This window comes from Amycolatopsis sp. NPDC102389, from assembly GCF_044765885.1.
Taxonomy (GTDB): domain Bacteria; phylum Actinomycetota; class Actinomycetes; order Mycobacteriales; family Pseudonocardiaceae; genus Amycolatopsis.
In genome coordinates, this window is the sequence record NZ_JBIWKX010000016.1 from 57,360 (window position 1) to 63,369 (window position 6,010).

General features: G+C 69.0%; 9 protein-coding genes. 6 read left to right on the forward strand and 3 right to left on the reverse strand.

Translation table 11 applies throughout. The annotated features are described in order from the left end of the window. Positions 1-66: 66 nt before the first annotated feature. Entirely contained in the window at positions 67-192 is a 126-nt protein-coding gene (locus ACIRGA_RS16590) for a hypothetical protein (RefSeq protein ID WP_007031507.1), read from the forward strand. 91 nt (positions 193-283) lie between these two features. On the opposite strand, the gene ACIRGA_RS16595 is transcribed toward ACIRGA_RS16590, so the two are convergent. Then, positions 284-469 (reverse strand): hypothetical protein, encoded by a 186-nt coding sequence (locus tag ACIRGA_RS16595; RefSeq protein ID WP_400941855.1) that lies wholly within the window; start codon positions 467-469, stop codon positions 284-286. A gap of 68 nt (positions 470-537) precedes the next feature. Then, positions 538-1,155 (reverse strand): HSP18 transcriptional regulator, encoded by a 618-nt coding sequence (locus tag ACIRGA_RS16600; RefSeq protein ID WP_400941856.1) that lies wholly within the window; start codon positions 1,153-1,155, stop codon positions 538-540. A 102-nt stretch (positions 1,156-1,257) separates the two neighbouring features. Here ACIRGA_RS16600 and ACIRGA_RS16605 point away from each other — a divergent pair, with 102 nt between their 5' ends. The 3 genes from ACIRGA_RS16605 (at position 1,258) to ACIRGA_RS16615 (ending at position 2,947) form a co-directional block, all read left to right on the forward strand. Further along, positions 1,258-1,698: an Hsp20/alpha crystallin family protein gene (locus ACIRGA_RS16605; protein ID WP_400941857.1), complete on the forward strand. Its 441-nt coding sequence runs from the start codon at positions 1,258-1,260 to the stop codon at positions 1,696-1,698. 77 nt (positions 1,699-1,775) lie between these two features. Continuing rightward, positions 1,776-2,156, forward strand: coding sequence for a DUF6292 family protein (locus tag ACIRGA_RS16610; RefSeq protein WP_400942005.1), 381 nt, complete (start codon positions 1,776-1,778; stop codon positions 2,154-2,156). 53 nt (positions 2,157-2,209) lie between these two features. Continuing rightward, positions 2,210-2,947, forward strand: a complete 738-nt coding sequence (locus ACIRGA_RS16615; protein ID WP_400941860.1) for a decarboxylase — start codon at positions 2,210-2,212, stop codon at positions 2,945-2,947. Here the strand turns inward: ACIRGA_RS16615 and ACIRGA_RS16620 are convergent. After that, on the reverse strand, positions 2,937-3,779 hold the full coding sequence (locus ACIRGA_RS16620; protein WP_400941863.1) for a SigB/SigF/SigG family RNA polymerase sigma factor: 843 nt from the start codon (positions 3,777-3,779) through the stop codon (positions 2,937-2,939). The two genes, ACIRGA_RS16615 and ACIRGA_RS16620, sit on opposite strands and share 11 nt — an antisense overlap. Before the next feature lie 160 nt (positions 3,780-3,939). Here ACIRGA_RS16620 and ACIRGA_RS16625 point away from each other — a divergent pair, with 160 nt between their 5' ends. Together ACIRGA_RS16625 and ACIRGA_RS16630 are read left to right on the forward strand one after the other, a co-directional pair. Further along, a complete protein-coding gene (locus tag ACIRGA_RS16625; protein WP_400941865.1) occupies positions 3,940-4,272 on the forward strand; it encodes a plasmid stabilization protein in 333 nt (110 codons plus the stop codon). An 11-nt stretch (positions 4,273-4,283) separates the two neighbouring features. Continuing rightward, the gene (locus ACIRGA_RS16630) at positions 4,284-5,726 is read left to right on the forward strand and encodes an aminotransferase class I/II-fold pyridoxal phosphate-dependent enzyme (RefSeq protein WP_400941867.1); all 1,443 of its coding nucleotides are present in this window, start codon (positions 4,284-4,286) and stop codon (positions 5,724-5,726) included. Positions 5,727-6,010: the final 284 nt, after the last annotated feature.

Sequence of the window (6,010 nt, forward strand, 5' to 3'; positions counted from 1 at the left end):
CACGGAATGACCGGCGATCTTCAGCGCTACAGAGAAGTAAGACCCGTTCCATACCGAGGGAGAGACATGTCCGCCACCGCCACGCCGGAAGAGACCGCTCTGGCCGTCCCCGCGCTCGACGATTTCGACTTCCCGCTGACCGACGGCGCCGCCTGCCGCATCGACGACCCGGACTGCGAAGCCTGCCAGTAGACACTGGCCGCTGGTCCCGGCTCAAGTCCGTGAAGGCCTCCTTGAGGGACTTTGGGTCCCTCAAGGAGGCCTTCACGGACTCGGTGAGAGGTCAGTTCACCCGGCCATCGACGGCCGCCACGATGAGCGCGGCGCACCGTTTGACCGGCAGGCCCCGTTCCCGCGCCATCGCCTCGAGGGCCGCACGGGCGGCCTCCCCGCGCAGTCCTTGCGCGGCAAGCACTTTCAGCGCCAGCCCGACGACGTCGGCCGGCGGGGTATCGGGTCGGACCAGCATCGGAAAGACCTCCCGGTTGCTCGGCGGACAGCGGCGGATACCCGCGCCACACCGGTTTCACACCCGCGTCACCGTGAAGATTGGCGATCCCGCCGGTCGTCGACGGCGTCCCGCCGGACCTGCTCGGTGTGCATGCCGATCTCCCCGAGCCGTTCGGCGAATCCGGTGTGCTCGCGGGGCAGATGGGCGCGCAGGTCGGCCAGCGGGGCGAGGAGCCCGGTGACGTCGTCCTCGCCGAGCACGGCGCTCAGCCTGTCGGCGCTCTCCCTGGCCTTGGCGTTCAACCCGGGCAGCGCGCCCGCCTGACCGGCGAGCTGCCGCAGGATCGCCGAATTGCGCCGCGCCCACTCGGCGACCGCGCGGTCACCCGCCCGCCGGTCACGTTCCGCGTCTACCCGCGCCTCACCCGTGCTCTCACCGCCGTCGGACGGCCGCAGCCGCAGGAATCGCCGCTCCGCCGCCTGACGGCTCGCGACCCCCAACGCCGGGGCGAGCGCGGTCCAGCTGGTCCCGCCCGCGCGAGCCGCCGCGATCAGCTCCGGCTCCCACGCGGCCAGCTGTTCCCGCACCTCTTTCAGCGCCACCAAAGCCGCCAGGAGCCGTTCCGGTTCCGAAACGCCGGAGCGTGCCTCAGCCACGACATCGCGCACGGCACGCACTGTCCGGGCGGGGTCTTCGTCCCTCATGTCATCCTCTCGACGACTCGGCGGTTGTCATCGTTTCGATGACATGTTAGAACAGTAGTGCGTGTTGACACCAGAGACAACGAACCCAGGAGGTGGAACCCGATGTTGATGCGCACCGACCCGTTCCGCGAGTTCGACCGGCTGACCCAGCAGATGTTCGGCACCGCGACCCCGGGGACCTGGTCCAAGCCGGCCACCATGCCGATGGACGCCTACCGCGAGGGCGACGAGTTCGTCGTCTGCTTCGACCTTCCCGGTGTGGCCGCGGACGCCATCGAGCTGGACGTCGAACGCAACGTCCTGACGGTCAAGGCGGAGCGGCGGCCCGCGCCCGGCAACGACGTCCAGATGCAGGTTTCCGAACGCCCGCTCGGTGTCTTCTCCCGCCAGCTGTTCCTCGGCGACGCCCTCGACACCGACCACATCTCCGCCGGATACGAAGCCGGCGTGCTGACCCTGCGCATCCCCATCGCCGAGAAGGCCAAGCCGCGGCGCATCGAGATCACCGGTACGACGTCCGACCGCAAGGAGATCCAGGCCTGAGTGTCTCGTCCGGTGCGGGCCGTCGGTGCCCGCACCGGACGAGACCGGGGAAGGGAGGGAAGTCCTCGTTGCTCACCATGCGTGTCCACTCCCCGCACACCCGTGACGCCGTGTGGGGCTATCTCGCCGAAGTCACCGAGGCGCTCGGCATCGGCCTCGAATCCTGCACCGTCGACCTCGACGACCCGGTCTCGGCGTATGTCGCGCTCGACGAACGGCTCGCCACCCATCCGGAGCGCGACGTCGCCCTGCTGTGGGACGAAGCCCACGGCTGGGCCGTGGCGATCGAGACCCATTCCGGCGAGGACCTCATCGTCCTCCGCTATCTGGGCGGGAAATCCGGCACCCCGCGGCCCGCCGAGGTCGTGCGTTTCGTCCGGGCCGTTCGCGAGGACGACCACAGCGTCGGGCAGCTCACCCCGCCGGAGTTCGGCGCCCTGCCCGCCGTGAACGAGTAGCCGCGGCTCGCGTCGGGTACTTCCGAAGGGCGTCGACCTGGAAGGAGTGAGCCGTGCCCCGGATCGGCCTGCTGTACCCGACGCGGGATTGCGGCGAGGACGATTTCCTCGCCCTGGCGGGAAAACTGGATCCCGCCCTCGCCGTGGACTTCGCCTACGTCCCGTGGGGCGAGAAGATCGGCCGGGTCGACGAACTCGATCCGGCCGGGAAACACGAAGCCGTCCGTGAACTCGGGGAGCCGGACAGGCTCTCGGCCGCCGCACGGTTCGACAAGACGCCGGATGTGGTCAGCTGGGCGTGCTCCAGCTGCAGTTTCACACGCGGCCTCGACGGCGCGCGCGAACAGGCGAGCGTGCTCGGCGAACGGCTCGGCGTTCCCGCACGCAGTACGTCGTTGGCGTACCTCACCGCGCTGACCCACCTGCGGGCCGGCCGAGTGGCACTCGCCTCGGTCTATCACCGCGACACGACCGCGACTTTCGCCGATTTCCTTGCGGAGGCGGGAGTCGTCACCGTTCACACGGTCTCCGCCGACGCGCCTTCGGATCGAGCCCTCGCGACGTGGGATCGCCACCGCATCGCCGAACTGGCGGCCGCGGCCGACCACGACGAGGCCGAAGCGCTACTGATTCCCGAAACGGCCCTGCACACGACACCGCTGCTGGAAGACCTCGAAACCAGCCTCGGCAAACCCGTGCTGACGGCCACCGCGGTCACTCTCTGGGATGCCCTGCGCGCGCTGGGCACCCCACCGGTCCGCCCGGGGCTCGGGAGGCTGTTCAGGCGCTGAGCCTGCCCCGCAGATCCTGCAGGATCTTCGCGAGCAGGCGGGAAACGTGCATCTGGGAGATACCGACGCGCTCGGCGATCTGCGACTGGGTCATCCCGTCGAAGAACCGCATCGCGACGATCGCCCGCTCCCGTTCCGGCAGCCGCCGGAGCAGCGGGAGCACGGTGTGCCGATCCTCGATGTGCTCGAACCGGGAATCCAGTTCCCCCATCACATCGGCCAGGGGAAGCGAGCTCTCGCCGTCGTTGACCGGCCGGTCCAGGGACGAAGTCTGGTAGCTGTTCGCGGCGAGCAGGCCTTCCCGGACGGTGTCGACGTCCACGTCGAGCCGCTCGGCGAGTTCGGAGGGGGTCGGCGCGCGGCCGAGCGTCTGGGTCAGTTCCGTGGTCGCCCGCGTAAGCCGGGTGCGCAGTTCCTGCATCCCGCGCGGGACGTGCACCGCCCAGCCGGTGTCGCGGAAGAACCGCCGCACCTCGCCCATGACGGTCGGCACCGCGTACGCCAGGAAATCCCCGCCCTGTCCGGGATCGAACCGGTCGACGGCCTTCATCAGGCCGATCCGCGCCACCTGGATCAGGTCTTCCCGCGGCTGGCCCCGTCCGCTGAACCGGACGGCGATGTGCTCGGCGATCGGCAGCAGTTCGAGGATCAGGCGGTCACGCACCCGCCGCCGGTCCGGATGGCCGTCGGGCAACGCCGCCAGCTCGTCGAACCAGGGAAGGCAATGCGCGTAGTCGTCCTTCCGCCGCGCCCGGCGGTCCCGAGGGGCGGGCAGCACCGGCTCCGTTGAGACGGGCCGGTCTACGCCTTCCATGAGGAACGGCGCGCTCATCGAAGTAACCTCCGTCCCTTGTGGACTACAGGATCCGTTCGTTACCGGACTGATACCCGGAAAGTAGCCGGCGCAAACATCGGCCCGCACCTGGATGGGTGATCTTTCGATTCACCGGCCGTCCGAGGGGGTAATCGCGGTTCACGACGAAGGAGGAGCCGTGCCTGAGCAGAGCTGGAGCGACAAACGCGAACGTCAGTACGAGCACATCAAGTCGTCGCAGAAGAAACGCGGCGCGAGCACCGGCCGCGCCGAGGAGATCGCGGCGCGCACGGTCAACAAGAACCGCGCGCAATCGGGTGAATCGAAGACGGCGAGCAAGAGTTCGACCAAGGACACCTCGCCGCAGAAGCGCGGCGGGAAACGGTCCGGCAACCGGCAGGGTCCCGGCGGGCCGACCAAGGACCAGCTCTACAACGAGGCGAAGAAGCGCAACATCAAAGGCCGGTCCAGCATGACCAAGAAGGAACTGCAGAACGCGCTCGGCCGCTGATCGGGGGCAGGATGGACCACTCGCGCGCACCGGTGCTGGAAGCCATCGAGTCCTACCGCCGCGTGGGCGGGCTGGCCTTCACTCCACCGGGGCACAAACAAGGCCGTGGTGCGGATCCGCGCGTCCTGGACCTGCTCGGCCACGACGCGTTCGCGTCGGATCTGCTCACCCTCAACGGTTTGGACGACCGCCGGATGTCACGCGGCGTCCTCAGCCGGGCACAGGAGCTGATGGCCGACGCCGTGGACGCGGAGCACACTTTCTTCTCCACCTGCGGAAGTTCACTCTCGGTCAAGAGCGCCATGCTCGCCGTCGCCGGCCCCGGCGAACGGCTGCTGGTGTCCCGCAACGCTCACAAATCGGTCGTAGCCGGTCTGGTGATCAGCGGCGTGCACCCGGTCTGGGTCCGCCCCCGGTACGACGAAGCTCTTCATCTGGCGCATCCTCCTGGCCCCGAAGAGGCCGAGGCCGCGCTTGCGGAAGCCCCTGATGTCAAAGGCATGTTGCTGATCACGCCGACCGACTACGGCACCTGCGCCGACATCCGGGGCGTCGCGCGTGTTCTGCACGCCGCGGACAAGCCGCTGATCGTCGACGAGGCGTGGGGCGCGCACTACCCGTTTCACGACGACCTGCCGACCTGGGCGATGGACGGGGAGGCCGATCTGTGCGTCACGAGCACGCACAAGATGGGCGGCGGCCTCGAACAGGCGTCGGTGTTCCATCTGCGGGGCGACCGGATCTCCCCGGATCTGCTGAAGTCCAGGGAAGACCTGCTGGGCACCACGAGCACTTCCGCCCTGCTGTTCGCCTCGCTCGACGGCTGGCGCAGGCAGATGGCCGAACACGGCGGAGAACTGTTGAGCAGGGCGCTGTCGCTGGCCGCCCGAGTCCGCGAAGAGATCGAAGGCATGTCCGGTCTGCACGCCATGGCGGACGAATTCCACCCGCTGGCCTTCGAACACGACCCCCTCAAGATCGTGGTCGACGTCGCCGGGCTCGGCATCACCGGCTACCAGGCGGCCGACCACCTCGCCGAACGCCATCTGCACACGGGGTTGTCCGATCACCGGCGGATCGCGGTGCAGATCACCCACGCCGACGACGAGGACACCGTTTCGGCCCTGCTGCACGGCTTGCGGGAGCTGACGGACCATGACTTCGAGCGACGGCCGCCGGTCGACCTGCCCTCCGGGGCGGAGCTGGAGCTGGAAATGCGGATGCTGCCCCGCGACGCGTTCTTCGCCGAGGCCGAGCACGTGCCGCTGGACAAGGCCGAGGGACGCGTCAGCGCGGAGATGATCAGCCCTTATCCGCCTGGGGTTCCGGCGATCGCTCCCGGTGAGGTGTTCACCGGCGCGATCGTCGAGTATCTCCGCACCGGCGTCCGGACGGGCATGTTCATCTACGACGCCGCGGATCCCGAGCTGGGCACGGTGCGCGTCGTCACTTGATCGACAGCGTCGTGAGTGGCGAGACCACGAGCAGGGTGCCTTCGGCGCGAGGCACCGGCGCCGAAGGCACCCTGCCGCACCTTGACTGTCCACATAGGATCGCTTCTGGTGGCCGAATGTCCGTTTGATGCTTGCATGACCGGTTTTCCGTGGAGTCGTGAGTGGCAAGTGGGGTTATTGAGGGGTAAGGCAAACGTGGCATGGTCGGTGCGGGTGGGGGGGGGGGGGGGGGGGGGGGGGGGGGGGGGGGGGCGCGGCGCCCCCCCCCCCCCACGCCTCCCGGC